General features: G+C 74.6%; 16 protein-coding genes and 2 pseudogenes. 10 read left to right on the top strand and 8 right to left on the bottom strand.

Features of this window, described 5'->3' with window-relative positions; all coding sequences use genetic code 11:
• Positions 1–54 precede the first annotated feature (54 nt).
• The 10 genes and pseudogenes from JKP76_RS22150 to JKP76_RS04955 all read left to right on the top strand — a co-directional run bounded on the left by JKP76_RS22150 (position 55) and on the right by JKP76_RS04955 (position 9932).
• Entirely contained in the window at positions 55–726 is a 672-nt protein-coding gene (locus JKP76_RS22150; protein WP_309232954.1) for a DUF6049 family protein, read from the top strand.
• A 284-nt stretch (positions 727–1010) separates the two neighbouring features.
• Positions 1011–1475, top strand: a pseudogene (locus JKP76_RS22145) (lipid II flippase MurJ); the annotation flags it as partial.
• A gap of 118 nt (positions 1476–1593) precedes the next feature.
• On the top strand, positions 1594–2697 hold the full coding sequence (gene murJ / locus JKP76_RS04985) for a lipid II flippase MurJ (protein WP_309232846.1): 1104 nt from the start codon (positions 1594–1596) through the stop codon (positions 2695–2697).
• 82 nt (positions 2698–2779) lie between these two features.
• Positions 2780–4426 carry a protein kinase family protein gene (locus tag JKP76_RS04980; protein ID WP_200489800.1) on the top strand — a complete coding sequence of 549 codons (1647 nt, stop codon included), beginning with the start codon at positions 2780–2782 and terminating at the stop codon, positions 4424–4426.
• An 83-nt stretch (positions 4427–4509) separates the two neighbouring features.
• Positions 4510–5490 (top strand): thioredoxin-disulfide reductase, encoded by a 981-nt coding sequence (trxB, locus tag JKP76_RS04975; protein WP_200489799.1) that lies wholly within the window; start codon positions 4510–4512, stop codon positions 5488–5490.
• Between the two features lie 86 nt (positions 5491–5576).
• Positions 5577–5903 carry a thioredoxin gene (trxA, locus tag JKP76_RS04970; RefSeq protein ID WP_089338036.1) on the top strand — a complete coding sequence of 109 codons (327 nt, stop codon included), beginning with the start codon at positions 5577–5579 and terminating at the stop codon, positions 5901–5903.
• A gap of 140 nt (positions 5904–6043) precedes the next feature.
• Positions 6044–6475, top strand: a pseudogene (locus JKP76_RS20365) (peptidoglycan-binding protein); the annotation flags it as partial.
• A 61-nt stretch (positions 6476–6536) separates the two neighbouring features.
• The gene (locus JKP76_RS20360; RefSeq protein ID WP_309232953.1) at positions 6537–7232 is read left to right on the top strand and encodes an N-acetylmuramoyl-L-alanine amidase; all 696 of its coding nucleotides are present in this window, start codon (positions 6537–6539) and stop codon (positions 7230–7232) included.
• Between the two features lie 282 nt (positions 7233–7514).
• A complete protein-coding gene (locus JKP76_RS04960) occupies positions 7515–8939 on the top strand; it encodes a PLP-dependent aminotransferase family protein (protein ID WP_200489798.1) in 1425 nt (474 codons plus the stop codon).
• 96 nt (positions 8940–9035) lie between these two features.
• Complete coding sequence (locus JKP76_RS04955; protein WP_242471189.1) at positions 9036–9932, top strand: D-alanine--D-alanine ligase; 897 nt, start codon at positions 9036–9038, stop codon at positions 9930–9932.
• Here the strand turns inward: JKP76_RS04955 and JKP76_RS04950 are convergent.
• The 8 genes from JKP76_RS04950 to rpmH form a co-directional block, all read right to left on the bottom strand.
• Positions 9872–11086, bottom strand: a complete 1215-nt coding sequence (locus tag JKP76_RS04950) for a ParB/RepB/Spo0J family partition protein (protein ID WP_242471188.1) — start codon at positions 11084–11086, stop codon at positions 9872–9874. The genes JKP76_RS04955 and JKP76_RS04950 overlap by 61 nt on opposite strands.
• A 25-nt stretch (positions 11087–11111) precedes the next feature.
• On the bottom strand, positions 11112–12146 hold the full coding sequence (locus tag JKP76_RS04945; protein ID WP_242471187.1) for a ParA family protein: 1035 nt from the start codon (positions 12144–12146) through the stop codon (positions 11112–11114).
• A 111-nt stretch (positions 12147–12257) separates the two neighbouring features.
• Positions 12258–12932: a 16S rRNA (guanine(527)-N(7))-methyltransferase RsmG gene (gene rsmG, locus JKP76_RS04940; protein ID WP_200489797.1), complete on the bottom strand. Its 675-nt coding sequence runs from the start codon at positions 12930–12932 to the stop codon at positions 12258–12260.
• Complete coding sequence (locus tag JKP76_RS04935) at positions 12929–13534, bottom strand: protein jag (protein ID WP_200489796.1); 606 nt, start codon at positions 13532–13534, stop codon at positions 12929–12931. The genes rsmG and JKP76_RS04935 overlap by 4 nt, the downstream gene beginning before the upstream one ends.
• An 80-nt stretch (positions 13535–13614) precedes the next feature.
• Complete coding sequence (gene yidC / locus JKP76_RS04930; protein ID WP_200489795.1) at positions 13615–14691, bottom strand: membrane protein insertase YidC; 1077 nt, start codon at positions 14689–14691, stop codon at positions 13615–13617.
• Positions 14684–15037, bottom strand: coding sequence for a membrane protein insertion efficiency factor YidD (yidD, locus tag JKP76_RS04925; RefSeq protein WP_200489794.1), 354 nt, complete (start codon positions 15035–15037; stop codon positions 14684–14686). The genes yidC and yidD overlap by 8 nt, the downstream gene beginning before the upstream one ends.
• Positions 15034–15423, bottom strand: coding sequence for a ribonuclease P protein component (rnpA, locus tag JKP76_RS04920; protein WP_200489793.1), 390 nt, complete (start codon positions 15421–15423; stop codon positions 15034–15036). The genes yidD and rnpA overlap by 4 nt, the downstream gene beginning before the upstream one ends.
• Position 15424: 1 nt before the next feature.
• Positions 15425–15562: a 50S ribosomal protein L34 gene (gene rpmH / locus JKP76_RS04915; protein ID WP_040338882.1), complete on the bottom strand. Its 138-nt coding sequence runs from the start codon at positions 15560–15562 to the stop codon at positions 15425–15427.
• Positions 15563–15763: the final 201 nt, after the last annotated feature.

The following is a 15763-nucleotide window of genomic DNA, read 5'->3' as shown; positions in this document are numbered from 1 at the left end:
ACGGCGAGCTGGTCGAGCCGGGCGACGACGCCGCCCCGCCTCGACCCGGCCGGGCTGCTGACCGTCCGCGACGCCACCGCCTCGCGGGACGACCTGGCGCGCGCCGTCGAGGGCGACGCCGGCACCGCGCTGCAGGCGTTCGACGCCGCGACCGCCCGCGGCACCTCGGTGGCCTGGCGGACCGACCCCGGCGGCTTCCGGGACGCCGCCGTCGACCTGGCGGCCACGATGCAGCGGATGCGTGGCCAGGTGACCCTGCTGGCGCCGGCCGACGGCACGTACACGCTGGCCTCCAGCGACGCGCCCCTAGTACTCACCGTCCGCAACGACCTGCCCTTCGCCGTGCGGGTGCTGCCCGAGGTGCGGGCCCGCGGCAACCGGGCGCTGTCCATCGGCGACATCGGCGTCCGGGTGCTCGCGCCGGGTGAGCGCGCGGTGCTGCAGGTGCCGACCTCGGTGGGCCAGTCCGGCGGCTTCGCGGTCACGGCCACGCTGACCACCCCCGGCGGCGCCCCGCTCGGCGAGCGCGTGCAGCTCCAGGTGCGCAGCACCGCCTACGGGCCGATCTCGCTGATCATCACCATCGGGGCCGCCGCCCTGCTCGGGCTGCTGTTCCTCCGCCGGCTGGTGGTGTTCGTGCTGCGCCGCCGGGCCCGCGCCGCCGGCGCCGAGGCCGGCGGGCCGCCGCTGGGCCCCGACGGCATCCCGACGCGGAGCCCCGTGTGAGCACCCCTCCCGACGACGAGCAGCAGGTGCCCGACCGGGCCCGGCCGCCGGTGGGGCGGCCGCTGCCGCCCGCGCCCTACCGCGCCACCCCGCCCGAGGGCGCCCCTTTCGCCGTCCCCGACGACGGCCGGCACGCACTGCCGCCGGTGCCCCCGCCGGTGCGCCGTGGCCAGCCGCCGCTGCAGCCGGGCCGGCGCCCGCGCGCCGAGGGGACGCCGGTCCCCCCGCTGCCGCCGCTGCGGCACCGCTGGGTGCCGGCCGCGGACGAGACCCAGGTCTTCCCGATGCCGGTGCTGCCGCCGGTGCCCCGCGCGGAGCAGGAGACCGACGACGACGTCGAGCAGCGCGAGGGCGCGCCCGGCGCCAGCGGGGGCATCCTGCGCGCCGCGGGCACCATGGCCGTGGCCACGCTGGTCTCCCGCATCACCGGCCTGGCCCGCACGATGGTGCTCACCGCGGCCCTGGGTATCGCGCTGGTCGGCGACGCCTACAACACCGCCAACACGCTGCCGAACATCGTCTACGAGCTGCTCCTCGGCGGGGTGCTGACCTCCGTGGTCGTCCCGCTGCTGGTGCACGCCCAGGAGCGGGACCGCGACGGCGGCGTCGGCTATGCCCAGCGGCTGGCCACCATCGCCACCGCCGGGCTCGTCGTCGTCACCGCGCTGGCGGTGCTGGCTGCGCCGCTCCTGACCCGGCTCTACGGGATCAGCGACGACCCGGACCAGGTGAGCCTGGCCAACTGGCTGGCCCGCATCCTGCTGCTGGAGATCGTCTTCTACGGCGTGGGCGCCCTGGCGCAGGCGATCCCTCAACTCCCGGGGGGTCTTCGGCCCGCCCGCGTGGGCGCCGGTCCTCAACAACCTGGTGGTCATCGCCACCGGGGGCCTGCTCATCGCGGCGAGCGGGCCCGGCGAGCTCACGCCGGTGACCATCACCTCCGGGCAGGTGTGGCTGCTGGGCATCGGCACCACCTTGGGCATCGCCGTCCAGGCGCTGGTGCTGCTGCCGCTCCTGTCGCGGGCCGGCGTCCCGCTGCGACCCCGCTGGGGGCTGCGCGACACCGGGCTCAGGGAGGCCGGCTCGCTCGGCCTGTGGGTGATCGGCTACGTGGCGATCAGCCAGGTGGGCGTCGTCGTCGCCACCCGGGTGGCCAACGCCGCCGGCCGGGAGGGCGGCCTGGGCTCCTACGGCTTCGCCAACGCCAGCCTGCTGTTCCAGATGCCCTACGGGATCATCGGCGTCGCGCTGCTCACCGCGCTCGTGCCGCGCATGAGCCGGGCGGCCTCCCGGCACGACGTTCCCGGCGTCGTCTCCGACCTCTCCCTCGGCACCCGGCTCTCCGCGCTCGGGCTGCTCCCGGTGACCGCCCTGCTCACCGTGCTCGGCCCGGCTCTCGGCGTCGTCGCCTTCGCCCGCGGCAACACCTCGGTCGCCGACGCCGAGGCGATCGGCACCGCACTGGCCCTGGGCGCCTTCGGGCTGCTGCCCATGGCGGTCACCCTGCTCCAGCTGCGCGTCTTCTACGCGATGAAGGACGCCCGCACGCCCACGCTGATCCAGCTGGGCATGGTCGCCGTCCGGGTGCCGCTGCTGCTGCTCGTGCCGGCCGTCGTCGGGCCGGAGCACGTGGTGGCCGGGCTGATGCTCGCGACCAGCATCACCTACCTCGCCGGCTGGGTCCTCGGGGACCTCGCGCTGCGCCGGCGGCTCGGGGCGCTGCGCACCCGCGCGACCCTGCTCCAGGTCGCCCGGGTCGCCGCGGCGTCGTTGGCCGCGGCCCTGCTCGGCCTCCTTGTCCTGATCGTGACCGACGACCTGTTCGGATCGTCCACCGCAGGGTCGCTCGGCCGGGTGGCGGTCGGTACCGTGGTCATCGGCGCCGCGGCTCTCGCAGGTCTCGTGGTCGCCCGCGTACCGGAGCTCCGCGGACCCCTGGCAGCCGTCAGGGCCCGCATCGGACGCGGATGACCCGCACGTCCTCGCAGGGAGGCGGCGCCGATGCCGGTGGGCCGCACCGGCCGCCGCAGCAGGACAGGGGGTCGGAGTGTCGATGACGTCCACGGTCACCGGCCTCCCGGATCGCTACCGGCCGCTGGACCAGGTGGGTCCCGACGAGCAGACCGAGACCGGCGTCATCCAGACCTGGCGGGCCAAGGACCGGATCCTGAACCGCGACGTCGCCGTCCGCGTGCACACCCCCGCCGGCCCCGCCGCGCACGCGTGGATCACCCGCGCGCTGACCGCCGGCGGCCTGGCCACCCCCGCGCTGGCGATGGTCTACGACGCCTCGGAGGGCAGCGGCGATCCGCAGGCCCCCGGCGGCGCCGCCTACGTCGTCAACGAGTGGATCGACGGCGTCCCGCTGGCCGAGCGGCTGGCCGAGGGCCCGCTGCCCGAGCGGGAGATCCGCACCGTCCTGCGCCGGCTGGCCGACGGCGTCGCCGAGGCGCACCGCGTCGGCCTGGCGGTCGGCGGGCTGACGCCGGACAACGTGGTGCTGCGGCCCAACGGCCTGGTCGGCCTGCGCGGCGTACCCGCCGCGAGCGGCAGCATCGACGGCGACGTCGCCGCCCTCGGCGCGCTGCTCGAGGTGTGCCTGACCGGCCTGCGGCCCGGCGAGGCCGAGCCCCGGCCCCTGCGCGGCCCCTCCGACCTGGTGGCGCTGGCCCGGCGGGCGCGCTCCACCGAGCCCGGCCAGGCGCTGTCCAGCGTCGCCGCGATGGCCGCGATCCTCGCCGACCGGCCGCGCACCCGCCCCGGCGCCGGCGTGCGCTCCGAGCAGCCGTGGGGCGACCGGCAGCGGCCGGCCGAGGAGCAGCGTCCCGACCCGGTCGGGCCCTCGGCCCCCGGCACCGTCCCGCCGGTCCGCCCGCCCGGCGCGGGCGACACCGTCGTCGCCGCGGCCGTGCACGGCGACACCGTCGACGCCCGCTCGGTCCCGCCCGTCGCCGGCGCCTACGCGGGCACCCGGTCCGACGACCGCGCCCTCCCCCCGCTGGGCGAGGACCTCTACACCGGTCCGCCCACCGGCTCCGGGTACGACGACGAGGACGACGACGAGGGCCGCGGCCGGCGCCGCCTGCTCGTCGTCGGCCTGCCCCTGCTCGCCCTGCTGGTCGTCATCGGGCTCGCCTGGTGGGTCGGCACGAGCCTGCTGTCGGTCGCGGGCTCGGTCGACGAGGGCTCGACGCCCTCGATCAGCGTGCCCACCGCCGGCGCCTCCGGGAGCGACGACGCCGCTCCGGCCGGCCCCGCCGCCACGGTGCAGGGCGCGGAGGTCTTCGACCCCGAGGGCGACGGCGAGCCGGAGAACGACGGCGACGTCCCGCTGACCTACGACGGCGACCCGGGCACCACCTGGTCCACCGTGACCTACCGGGGCTCGGCGGCCTTCGGCAACCTCAAGTCCGGCATGGGCATCGTCTACGACCTGGGCTCCTCGCAGCCGCTCGCCGGCGTCACCGTCACCACCCCCCGTCCCGGCGCGACCGTCGAGATCCGCACCGCGGACACCCGGGCCGACGACCTCGACGGCTACGAGCAGGTCGCCTCCGGCACGCTCCAGGAGTCCAGCGACCTGCGGTTCGACGAGCCGGTCCAGGCCCGGTACGTGCTGCTGTGGATCACCGGGCTGGTCGAGAGCGGCGACGGGTTCACCGGCGAGATCGGCGAGGTCACCGTCCAGGCAGCGGGCTGACCCGTCGGGGTGCGGCCCGGAATGCCGCACCTACGATCGTCGTTGTGCCGCCTGTGAGTGACTCCCCCACCCCCGGTCCCGCCGTGACGACGGAAGAGATCGTCGACCCCGTCATCCCGCCGGCCGAGCACGACGGCATCCGCGACCTGATCATCATCGGGTCCGGCCCCGCGGGCTACACCGCCGCCACCTACGCCGCGCGCGCCAACCTCCACCCGCTGGTGTTCGAGGGCTCGCAGTTCGGCGGCGCGCTGATGACGACCACCGAGGTCGAGAACTTCCCCGGTTTCCCCGCGGGGATCCAGGGCCCGCAGCTCATGGACGACATGCGCACGCAGGCCGAGAAGTTCGGCGCCGAGCTGGTCCCGAGGGACGTCACCGAGGTCGACCTCACCGCCACCCCGAAGATCGTGAAGGTGGGCGACGAGGTGCACCGCGCGCACGCGGTCATCGTGGCCACCGGCTCCAAGTACCGGTACCTGGGCCTGGAGAACGAGCAGCGCCTGCTGGGCCGCGGCGTCTCCGCCTGCGCCACCTGCGACGGGTTCTTCTTCCGCGACCAGGACATCGCCGTCGTCGGCGGTGGTGACTCGGCGATGGAGGAGGCGACCTTCCTCACCCGCTTCGCCAAGAGCGTCACCGTCGTCCACCGGCGGGACGAGCTGCGCGCCTCCAAGATCATGCAGAAGCGCGCGCAGGACAACGAGAAGATCCGCTGGGCGCTGGGCAAGCAGGTCACCGAGGTGCACGGCGACAGCACCGTCTCCTCGGTCGAGCTCACCGACGCCACCACCGGCGCCACCGAGACCCTGCCGGTGAGCGGCCTGTTCGTGGCCATCGGCCACGACCCGCGCACCGAGCTGTTCGTCGGGCAGCTCAAGCTCGACGACGAGGGCTACATCCAGGTCGAGCACCCGACCACCCGCACCAACATCGACGGCGTCTTCGCCTGCGGCGACGTCGTCGACCGTATCTACCGACAGGCGATCACCTCGGCCGGCACCGGTGCCGCCGCAGCGATCGACGCCGAGCGCTGGCTCGCCGACACCTTCGACGAGCGCTGAGCGCCCGGCCGACCGGGCATAGAACCACCGTCCCGCGGGTTCTTCCCGCAGGACTTCGAGCAAGCGACCGAGAGGGAGAACGACCGATGGCAGGCAACACCGTGACGGTCACCGACACCAGCTTCGCCAGCGACGTGCTGGGCAGCGACAAGCCCGTCCTGGTCGACTTCTGGGCGGAGTGGTGCGGCCCCTGCAAGATGGTCGCCCCCGTGCTGGAGGAGATCGCCGCCGAGCACGGCGACAAGCTGACGATCGCCAAGCTCAACATCGACGAGAACCCGCAGATCGCGCGCGACTACCAGGTCATGTCGATCCCGACGATGACGGTGTTCCAGGGCGGCAAGCCGGTGAAGAGCATCATCGGCGCCAAGCCCAAGGGCGCGATCCTCAGCGACCTCGCCGACTACATCTGAGCCGGACCCCTGCGGCGCAGGGGAACGACTCCGCGGAACCCAACGGGTCCACCCGCCCACCCGGGCAGGTGGACCCGTGGCCGTTCCGGGGTACCCCCGCTGGGCCGGGACGGGGGCCGGGGACGACAATCGTGGGCACGATGGGAGCCAACACCGGTATGCAGATCCTGAGGCTCGGCGATCGTGGAGCCGCGGTGGCCGACGTGCAGACGGCGCTGCGCAGCCTGGGGCTGCTGCCCGACGGCGACGGCAGCGCCGCGCCCCACCCACCGCAGGCCACGGCCACCCTCCCCGACGTCGCGCTCGACGCCGCCGTCTACGACGCCGCGACCGAGCTCGCCGTCCGGCACTTCCAGCAGAACCGCGGGCTGTCGGTGGACGGCCGGGTGGGCGAGGAGACCTACCGCGCACTCAACGAGGCCCGCTGGTCCCTCGGTGACCGGCTGCTGCGCTACGACCCCGAGCGCGCCGTCCGCGGTGACGACGTCATCAACCTGCAGGAGCGGCTGCACGAGCTCGGCTACGACGCGGGCCCGGTGGACGGCGTCTTCGGCGTCGACACCGAGACCGGGCTGCGGGCCTTCCAGCGCGACTACGGCCTGACCTCCGACGGCACCTGCGGCCCGGCCACACCTGCGCGCGCTGCGCCAGCTCGGCCGCAAGGTCACCGGTGGCCGCCCCCAGCTGCTGCGGCAGAGCGCGTCGTTCGTCGACAGCGGGCCGCACCTCATCCGCCGCCGGATCGTCATCGACCCCGGCCACGGCGGCGAGGACCCCGGCCACACGCACGGCGAGACGACCGAGGCCGACCTCGTCTTCGACCTCGCCTCGCGGATCGAGGGCCGGCTGGCGGCCGCCGGCGCCACGGTCTACCTGACCCGCGGCCGGCACCAGAACCCGACGGCCACCGAGCGCACCGCCTTCGCCAACGACGCGCGGGCCGACCTCTTCCTCTCCCTGCACGTGGACGCGCACGAGTCCGAGCACGCCCGCGGGGTCGCCAGCTTCTACTACGGCACCGGCTCCGGGGCGTCGTCCACCGTCGGCGAGCAGTTCGCCAACCTCGCCCGCCGCGAGGTGGTCGCCCGCACCGGCCTGCTCGACCTGGACTCGCACGCCAAGACCTGGGACCTGCTCCGGATGAGCCGGATGCCGGCCGTCCGCCTCGACGTCGGCTACCTCTCCCACCCGGTGGACCGGCTGCTGCTGCTCGACGCCCGCCTGCGCGGCTCGATCGCCCAGGGCGTGCTCGCCGCCGTCCAGCGGCTCTTCCTGCCCGCCGAGGCCGACCCTCCCACGGGCACCTTCGCCCTCCCCGGCGACCTCTGACCCCCGCCACGATCAGGTCACCTGATCGTCGAGCGTCCTCCCTCGTGGTGCGCGGTGAGGGAGGACGCTCGGAGCTGAGGGAGGACGACGACGGCGGGCGCAGTCGGCAGTGCGCAGCCCGAGTGGGGCCCGGAGGGTCCCGCGCAGGGATGACCGACGCGCTCGCCGCCGCAGGGGGACGGCACGTGGCCGCGGTGTCGTCCGGAGGACGACGATGTCACTGTGACGGGTCGGTCTCATCGCCTCCCGGAACTCGGTGGAGGGCGGGCCTAGACTCCGGGGGTGGCCACTCTCCCGCCCGGCTCGTCGGCCGGTTCCGGACAGCAGGGCGCGCACCGCGGTGCCGCCCACCCCTCACCGCGGCATCCGCGGCTGGACCCGCTGGCCGACCGCTACGCAGCACGCACCCACGGGATGAAGAGCTCGGAGATCCGGGCGCTGTTCTCCGTGGTCAGCCGGCCCGAGGTGGTGTCCCTGGCCGGCGGCATGCCCGCGGTCACCGCCCTCCCGCTCGACGCCGTCGGCTCGATGATCGGCGACCTGGTCTCCGGCATGGGCGCCCAGACGCTGCAGTACGGCTCGGGGCAGGGCGATCCGCGGCTGCGCGAGCGGATCTGCGACGTCATGGCCCTGGAGGGCATCCACGACGCGTCGGCCAGCGAGGTCGTCGTCACCGTCGGCTCGCAGCAGGGTCTGGACCTCGTCACCCGCGTCTTCGTCGACCCCGGTGACGTCATCCTCGCCGAGGCGCCGTCCTACGTCGGGGCGCTCGGGGTGTTCCAGTCCGCGCAGGCGACCGTCCGGCACGTCGCGATGGACGACGACGGGCTGATCCCCGAGGCGCTGGAGGAGGCGCTGATCGACTGCCGCGCCCGCGGCGACCGGGTCAAGTTCCTCTACACGGTGCCGAACTTCCACAACCCGGCCGGCGTCACGCTGACCGAGCCGCGCCGCGAGGCGATCGTCGCGCTGGCCGAGAAGTACGACCTGCTGATCATCGAGGACAACCCCTACGGCCTGCTCGGCTTCGAGCACGAGCCGATGCGCGCGCTGCGCGCCCGCAACGCCGAGCGGGTCATCTACCTGGGGTCGTTCTCCAAGACCTTCTCCCCGGGCCTGCGGGTCGGCTGGGTGCTGGCGCCGCTCGCCGTCCGCGAGAAGCTGGTCCTGGCCACCGAGGCGCAGGTGCTCTGCCCGCCGTCGCTGACCCAGTACGCGGTCGCGCGCTACCTGGACACCCAGCCGTGGCGCGAGCAGATCAAGCTGTTCACCGAGCTGTACCGCGAGCGGCGGGACGCCTGCCTGGATTCCCTCGAGGCGCTCATGCCGGCCGGCACCACCTGGACCAGGCCCGACGGCGGCTTCTACGTGTGGCTGAAGCTGCCCCGCGGCCTGGACGCCAAGCTCATGCAGCCGCGCGCGGTGAACGCGCTGGTCGCCTACGTGCCGGGCATCGGCTTCTACGCCGACGGCAGCGGCCAGGAGTTCATGCGGCTCTCCTACTGCTACCCCGAGCCCGACCAGATCCGCGAGGGCGTGCGCCGGCTGGCCCGCGTCATCGAGGCCGAGCTCGACCTGCACAGCACCTTCGACGCCGTGGACACCGGCTCGTTCCGGGCGGTCCGGCCGGCGGGTGACGCCCCGTTCACCGGCTCGGGCACGATCGTCGGGCCCGCCAACAGCAACGCCTACGAGGACGGCCGATGACCGAGTCCGCACCCGCCCCGGCGCCCGCTCCGGCCGAGGAGGCGCACCCGTTGCGCGCCGTCGTCCTGGCCGGTGGGCTGACCTTCGAGCGCGAGGATGTCGCTCTCCTCGGGCACCCAGGTGGTCGAGGAGCTCACCCGCGCCGGTCTGGACGCCGAGCTGCGGGACGCCGACGCCGAGCTGCTGCCGGGTCTCGCCGCCGCGCCCGCGGACGCGGTGTTCATCGCGCTGCACGGCGCGACCGGTGAGGACGGCGCCCTGCGCGCGGTGCTCGACCTCGCGGGGGTGCCCTACGTCGGCTCGCCGGCCGCCGCCTGCCGGCTGGCGTGGGACAAGCCGGCCGCGAAGTCCGTCGTCCGTTCCGCCGGGCTCACGACCCCGGACTGGGTGGCGCTGCCGCACAGCACCTTCCGCGAGCTGGGCGCGGGCACCGTGCTCGACCTGATGGTCGCCCGCCTGGGCCTGCCGCTCATGGTCAAGCCCGCCTCGGGTGGCTCGGCGCTCGGTGTGCAGCGGATCAACCGGGTCGAGGACCTGCCCGCGGCCATGGTGAGCTGCTTCGCCTACGGCGACACCGTCATGGTGGAGCGCTACGTCGAGGGCGTGGAGGTGGCGCTGGCCGTCATCGACCTCGGCGACGGCCCGCAGGCGCTGCCCGCGGTGGAGATCGAGCCGGAGTCCGGCGTCTTCGACTACACCGCCCGCTACACCCCCGGCCTCACCGAGTACCACGCGCCCGCCCGACTCGACGACGACGTCGCCGCGCGCGCCGCGGAGGTGGCGGTCCGGGTGCACGAGGTCCTCGGGCTCGCCGACCTGTCCCGCACCGACGCGATCATCACCCCGGACGGCGAGGTGCACTTCCTCGAGGTGAACGTCTCCCCGGGGCTGACCGAGACGTCGATGTTCCCGATGGCCGTCGAGGCGGCCGGCTACGAGCTCGGCGACGTCATCGCCCGGCTGCTCTCGGCGCGGGCGGGCCGCGCCCGCTGATCACCCGCTCGACGACAACGCCCCCATAACGTCTGTGACGTTATGGGGGCGTTCTCCATGACAGGCCTGGTCAGGGCTCCGTACGGCGCCCGGTGATCTCCGGTGGCCATCACGCCGATGATCCGCTGGAGGTCGTCGACCGAGCCGAACTCGACGACGATCTTCCCCTTGGACCGGCCGATCTGGATCTTGACCTTCGTCTCGAACCGGTCGGAGAGCCGCGAGCCCAGCTCCTCCACCCCGGGGGCGGAGATGTTGCGGGCCCGGCGCTTGGCGGTGGGCCGTTCCGCGGCGGCCATCGCGACGGCCTCCTCGGTGGCCCGCACCGACATGCCCTCGGCGACGATGCGGGTGGCGAGGGCGTCCTGCGCGTCGGCGTCCGGCAGGCCGAGCAGCGCCCGGGCGTGGCCGGCGGAGATGACGCCGGCGGCGACCCGGGTCTGCACCTTCACCGGCAGCTTCATGAGCCGGATGGTGTTGGTGACCTGCGAGCGGCTGCGCCCGATCTTGCTGGCCAGCTCCTCGTGGGTGGCGCCGAACTCCTCCAGCAGCTGCTGGTAGGCGGCCGCCTCCTCGAGCGGGTTGAGCTGGACGCGGTGGATGTTCTCCAGCAGCGCGTCCCGCAGCATGGCGTCGTCGGTGGTGTCCCGGACGATCGCCGGCACGCTCTCCAGGCCGGCGGCGCGGGCGGCGCGGAGCCGGCGCTCGCCCATGATGAGCTCGTAGGTGACACCGGCACCGTCGGTCGCGGGGTTCTCGCGGACGACGATCGGCTGGAGCAGCCCGAACTCCTTGACGCTGTGGCTGAGCTCCTCCAGCGCCTCGTCGTCGAAGACCTGCCGCGGCTGCTTCGGGTTGGGGACGACGTCCTCCACCGCGACCTCGCGCAGCTGCGCGCCGGGGACGCCGAGCGCCCCGTCGTCGACAGCTGCGGGCGCGGGCGTCGCGGCAGGAGCCGGCTCGGCCGGCGGCGGCACGAGGCTGACGGGCGAGCTGGGCCGCTGCTCGGCGGGGTGCCCCTCGCCGGCCTCACCCTGCTCGCCGGCGGGAGCCGCCGTGGGCTGCGGCTCGACCGCCGGGACCGGCGCCGACGGCGGCGGGCCCGTCGGGATGAGGGCGGCCAGCCCGCGACCCAGTCCACCGCGCTTGCTCATCGCTGCTCCTCGCTCACGTTCGCACTCACTGGCCGTCCTGCGTGCCTGCTGCGGGGGCATCGGCGACGGCGAACGCCGTCGCCGCGGCGGGGGTGCCCGAGCGGTCAACCGGGGGGAGGTCCAACCCGCGGTGCGCCAGCTCGCGGGCCGCCTCGACGTAGCTCGTCGAGCCGCGCGAGCCCGGGTCGTAGGTCAGCACGGACTGCCCGTAGCCCGGCGCCTCGGACACCCGCACGTTCCGCGGGATGACGGCGTCCAGCACGACGTCGCCGAAGTGGTTGCGCACCTCGTCGGCCACCTGATCGGCGAGCTTGGTCCGCCCGTCGTACATGGTCAGCAGGATGGTGCGCACGGAGATGCCCGGGTTCAGGTGCTGCCGGACCAGGTCGATGTTGTTGAGCAGCTGGCCCAGGCCCTCGAGCGCGTAGTACTCGCACTGGATCGGGATGAGCACCTCGTCGCCGGCCACGAGCGCGTTCAGCGTGAGCAGCCCCAGGGACGGCGGGCAGTCGATCAGGACGTAGTGCGGGCGCTTCTCCGGGGGGAGCGCGGCGATGTAGCCCTCGATCGCCCGCCTCAGCCGGTGCTCGCGCGCGACGACGGAGACGAGTTCGATCTCGGCACCCGCGAGGTCGATCGTGGCCGGCACGCAGAGCAGGTGCGGGCTGGCCGTCGTCGGGTGCACGACCTCGGTGAGCGTGCTGTCGCCGACCAGGGCGTCGTAGATCGACGGCGTCCCGACGGTGTGGTCCACGCCGAGGGCGGTGCTCGCGTTGCCCTGCGGGTCCAGGTCGATGACCAGCGTCCGCAGCCCGTACAGCGCGAGCGCGACGCCCAGGTTCACCGTCGAGGTGGTCTTGCCGACGCCGCCCTTCTGGTTGGCGATCGTGATGACGCGGATCCGCGACGGCGCCGGGAACGGGTCCTGGTCGGCGGCGTGCAGGACGCGCGTCGCCCGGAGCGCCTCCATGGCGATGGGGCTGTCGAAGTCCGTCGCGGAACCGGAGGAGGACTGGTCTGCGGCGAGACTGCTCCGCAGCCGCTCGCCCGGGTCGGTCATCGCAGTCCTTCCTGGTGGCGTTTCACGTGGAACGGGTCGGGTTACTGCACCTGTTCCACGTGGAACAGGACGACGGTGGCAACGCTCTCCGACCTCTCGGGGGAGAGACGGTCACCGCGCCCCACGCGTCATGACCACCACGGTAGTGGCAGCCGACCCCAGGGACGCACCGACCGCCCGCGGGTGGATGTCGCGCATGCCCGCCGCTTCGAGTTCGGGGACGAGCGAGGGCAGCTCCTCGAGCGCCCGGGCGCCGACGAGGGCGACCAGCTGTGTGCCCGGGCGCAGCAGTCCACGGCACCACCCCACGAGGCGGGGGAGTGGGGCGACCGCCCGGGCGGTGACGACGTCGACCGGCCCCACGGCCTGGGCGATCGAGCGCTCCTCCGCGCGGCCGCGGAGCACCCGCCAGGGTGAGCGCTGGTGCTCGGCGAGCTCGGCGACGGCCTCCTGCAGGAACTCCACCCGACGCGCCATCGGCTCGACCAGGGTGAGCGTCACGTCGGGGCGGGCCAGGCCGAGCGGGATGCCCGGCAGGCCGGCTCCGCTGCCCACGTCGACGACGCGGGCGCCCTCGGCGACGGCCTCGGCGACCGCCGCGCTGTTCAGGACGTGCCGCTCCCACAGCCGCGGCACCTCCCGGGGCCCGATCAGGCCCCGGGTGACCCCGTCGGAGGCGAGCTTCGCGACGAAGGCACGGGCCCCCGGCAGGGCGTCCCCGAAGACCTCCCCGGCCACCCCGGGCGGGGGTGGGGGAGCGGGTGTGCCGACGGCGGGGTCGCTCACGCGTCCGGCAGGACCACGACGCGGCGGTTGGGCTCCTCGCCCTCCGACTCGCTGTGCACGCCGGCGACCCCGGCGATGACGTCGTGGACGACCTTGCGCTCGAACGGGTTCATCGGGCTCAGCCGCTCCGGCTGGCCGCTGGTGGCGACCCGGCGGGCCGTCTCGCCCGCCAGAGCGGTGAGGTCGGTGCGCCGCTTGGCGCGGAACCCGCCGACGTCCAGCATCAGCCGGCTGCGGACGCCGGTCGACTGGGCGACGGCCAGCCGGGTGAGCTCCTGGAGCGCCTCCAGGGTGGCGCCGTCCGGGCCGATCAGGTCGTTCAGCCGGCCGCCGACGATCGCCACCGAGGCGCGGTCGCCCTCCACGTCGAGGTCGATGTCGCCGTCCACGTCGAGGATGTCGAGCAGCCGCTCGAGGTAGTCGCCGGCGACGTCGCCCTCCTGGACGAGCAGGGCCTCCCCACGCGGCGCGGTGGACCCGGGGGCCTCACCCGCCCCGCCGGTCTCGACGTCGACGGGCCCGACGAGCGCGTCGTCGCTGGCCGCGTCCGCGTCTGGGAGCGCGGGGGCGCTGTCGGTGGTGGGCTGCTGCGGGGCACTCACGGAGGTTCCTCCACTGTGGGTTCGGGCATCCGGGGCGGGCCCGGTGGTCGGTGTCCGGACCGTCGGTCCGGGGTGCGCCGTCAGCGGCGCTTGCGCTTGCCCCGGTTCGCGGGGCCCTGGCCGGCGCGGCCGGCGCCGCCGCGCGGGCCGTTGCCCGCCGCTCCGGCCGGGCGGCCGTCGGCGGCACCCGACGCGGTCGCGCCGTTCGCGCCGGGGACGCCGTCGCCGTCAGCGGCGCCGGTGTCGACCGTGCTCTCCGGGGCGATCGTCGCGGGCCGGCCCTGCTTCGGGCGGACCGGCTTGGCGCCCGGCTTCGGGGCGAGGGCCTTCGGGTCGATGGCGGGCTTGTCGGCGGCGGCCTTGGCCTTCGCGGCGGGGGATCCGGGCGGCGGCATCTTGCGCAGGATGAAGAACTGCTGGCCGAAGGTCCAGGAGTTGTTGACGACCCAGTAGATGAGCACGCCGATGGGGAAGAAGAAGCCGGTGACGAAGAGGCTCAGCGGCATGCCGTAGAGCAGCAGCTTCTGCACGGTGGCGGCCTGGCCCTCGACCGGGCCGGAGCGCTTCATGATCTGCTTCTGCGTGAAGAAGGTCGTGATGCACATGATCGGGATGAGGATCAGGGCGACGGTGCGGATGCTGCCGTAGGTGACCCCGGGCAGCGCCAGGATGGCCGCCTCCTTGGCGCCGTCCATGTTGAACGACGCGGAGATCGGCGCCCCGAACAGGTCGGCGCTGGCCGCCTGGTCGGTGAGCTCGTCCGACCAGCTGTAGAGGCCGTCGGCGCCCGGCGCGAGCCGGCGCAGCACGTGGAAGAGCGCGATGAAGATCGGGATCTGCGGCAGGATCGGCAGGCAGCCGGCCAGCGGGTTGACCCCGCGCTCCTTCTGCAGCGCCATGATCGCCTGGCTCATGCCCTGGCGGTCACTGCCGTACTGCTTGCGCAGCTTCGCGATCTCCGGCTGCAGCTCCTGCATCGCCCGCTGCGACTTCACCTGCTTGACGAACAGCGGGAACAGCAGCAGCCGGACGGTGACGACCAGCAGCATGATCGACAGCGCCCAGGTGAGGCCGCCCGCGGGGTCCAGGAAGGTGGAGAGCAGGTCGTGCCACCGGGCCATCACCCAGGAGATGGCGGTGTACAGCCAGTCAAGCAACGGAGATCTCCTCGTTCGCCCGGCACAGGGCCGGCGGGGTGGCACGGTCGGGGGCGGCTCCCGCCGACGCGGGCACCGCAGTGCTCGACGCCCGGGCGGGCTCGCTGGTTCCGGGGGCGGTCGGCACCGGGTCCACGCCGCCGGGATGCCAGGGGGCGCACTTGAGGACCCGGCGCAGCGCCAGCCAGCTCCCGCGGGCGGCGCCGTGGCGCTCGACCGCCTCGGCGGCGTATGCGCTGCACGTCGGGTAGAAGCGGCAGCGCGGCGGCAGGGCGGGGCTGATCGCCCGCGAGTAGAAGCCGATCGCGGCCAGCAGGGCGCGGCGCACCGGCGCGCGGCCGCTCACCGGCCGTCCCGGCGGCCGAGGAGCCGGTCCAGTCCGCTGCGGAGGTCGCGCTGCAGCACCGCGGAGCCGGCGGTCGCGGCCTCCGGGCGGGCCCGGACGACGAGGTCGGCCGAGGCGGGCAGCCGGTCGAGCTCGGCGCGGACGACGGCCCGCAGCTGGCGGGTCACGCGGTGGCGCACCACGGAGTTGCCCACCGACTTGCCCACGACGAAACCGGCCCGTGCACCGGCGGGGTGCACGGGTCGGGACGGCGACGGGGGAGCGGCCGCGGTGGGCCGCTCGGGGAGGAGGTGGAGCACCATGGTCGGCCGCCCGGCACGTCGACCGGACCGGACGACCGCGGTGAACTCCGGGCGCCGGCGCAGGCGTGCCTGCGCGGGCAGCACGTCAGGCGGAGAGCTTCTCGCGACCCTTGCGCCGGCGGCCGGCGAGGATCGCCCGGCCGGCGCGGGTGCGCATCCGCAGCCGGAAGCCGTGGGTCTTGGACCGGCGACGGTTGTTCGGCTGGAAGGTGCGCTTGCTCACGAGGTACTCCCACAATCACGTTCGGCGGTGCGCGCCACCGGTGGGCGGACGCGCAGGGGGCGGGCGGGACGGCGAGAGCCGCACCGCTCCGGACCCCGGAAGCTGGTCTTCCGGAACGGGCCCACCGCCCACCAGCCGCGCGCGAGGGCGGGCATGGCAGCAGGAGCCGTCACGGACTCCGGACAGCATAACCGAGGAATC

It is taken from the genome of Blastococcus sp. TML/C7B (genome assembly GCF_016612845.1).
GTDB lineage: Bacteria > Actinomycetota > Actinomycetes > Mycobacteriales > Geodermatophilaceae > Blastococcus.
This window is presented reverse-complemented; position numbering and strand designations above follow the sequence as displayed.

Bases quoted from the DNA above. Each gene is read 5' to 3' on its own strand.
- JKP76_RS04980 (WP_200489800.1), top strand. From the start codon at position 2,780: ATGACGTCCACGGTCACCGGCCTCCCGGATCGCTACCGGCCGCTGGAC.
- trxA (WP_089338036.1), top strand. From the start codon at position 5,577: ATGGCAGGCAACACCGTGACGGTCACCGACACCAGCTTCGCCAGCGAC.
- JKP76_RS04955 (WP_242471189.1), top strand. From the start codon at position 9,036: ATGTCGCTCTCCTCGGGCACCCAGGTGGTCGAGGAGCTCACCCGCGCC.
- JKP76_RS04950 (WP_242471188.1), bottom strand. From the start codon at position 11,086: ATGAGCAAGCGCGGTGGACTGGGTCGCGGGCTGGCCGCCCTCATCCCG.
- JKP76_RS04945 (WP_242471187.1), bottom strand. From the start codon at position 12,146: ATGACCGACCCGGGCGAGCGGCTGCGGAGCAGTCTCGCCGCAGACCAG.